This is a genomic window from Aeromonas sp. D3, from assembly GCF_027705025.1.
GTDB lineage: Bacteria > Pseudomonadota > Gammaproteobacteria > Enterobacterales > Aeromonadaceae > Aeromonas > Aeromonas salmonicida.
In genome coordinates this window covers 1-1,032 of the sequence record NZ_JAPDBE010000097.1, presented here as the reverse complement: position 1 = coordinate 1,032, position 1,032 = coordinate 1, and the positions used below count along the sequence as shown (strand labels likewise).

The following is a 1,032-nucleotide window of genomic DNA, read 5'->3' as shown; positions in this document are numbered from 1 at the left end:
GGCTCTGTCCCAATTGTGTGTTGAAAGGCTAAGCTTGAAGTAGGCCATCACCTTGAGGTCTACCATCATGGATACCCCAGCCTTTCAATACCTGTTATCCCTCTTTCCACTGTTTACCCTGCGCCAGCGCCGTGTTGCCCAGCAGGAGCTCACGGCGCCACACGCCATTACCTCACTCAATGCCCTGTTACCAGCATGCAGCGGTTGCCCTCATTGTCAGGCCGAACCTACTCAGCTGGCGCCTTGGGGATGGAGTCGGGGACTGCGCCGCTACCGTTGCAAACTGTGTCTGCGCACCAGCACCGTGCTCACCAAGACGCCCCTGGCCCGGTTGCGCAAAGCACAGTGCTGGGAAGACTACGCGCAAGCCCTCATTGAAGGGCTGACCGTCCGTCAGGCTGCGCTGCGTTGCGGCGTCAGCAAAAATACCGCCTTCCTCTGGCGTCACCGCTTCTTGCGCGCGATGGCAACCCATCAAGCCACACGGGAAGAGGGCATCGTTGAGATTGATGAGACCTTCTTCCTCGAATCGTTCAAGGGGCAACGGGGACTGCCGCGTCCGCCACGGCATCGCGGTGGTAAAGGGCGAACCCGTGGAACCGGGCCGGATTACATTCCGGTGATGGTGGTGCAAGACCGGGCAGGCCACCATGCGGATTTTCAGCTGGATAAGATGAATGCCGAAACAGTGATAGCGGTCTTGAAGCCCTTGGTTTCACCTGACGCGGTGCTTTGTAGCGATGGTGCGGGCGTGTATGCCAGTTTCAGTCAAGCGCAGGGGGTGACCCATCAAGTGGTGCACAATCGTCGGGGCGAACGGGTGGTTGGTGCGTATCACATCCAGCATGTAAACGGATATCACCATCGGTTGAAAGAGTGGATGGAGCGGTTCCATGGCGTGGCGACCCACTACCTGAAGAATTACCTGGGTTGGCGCAGGATGCTGGAACGTTACGGAAGGGGTGTGAATATCAAAGCGTGTTTGCATGAGGCGCTGGGGCACCCCATGCAACACGTAATTGGGACATAGCC

1 protein-coding gene is annotated in these 1,032 nt (G+C 58.1%); it reads left to right on the top strand.

Annotated features, from left to right (window positions below):
- The first annotated feature begins 67 nt into the window (after positions 1-67).
- Positions 68-1,030, top strand: a complete 963-nt coding sequence (locus OKC28_RS22895) for an IS1595 family transposase (RefSeq protein WP_099993968.1) — start codon at positions 68-70, stop codon at positions 1,028-1,030.
- The last annotated feature ends 2 nt before the right edge of the window (positions 1,031-1,032 follow it).

Coding starts and splice junctions, on each gene's coding strand:
- OKC28_RS22895 (WP_099993968.1), top strand. CDS start 68: ATGGATACCCCAGCCTTTCAATACCTGTTATCCCTCTTTCCACTGTTT.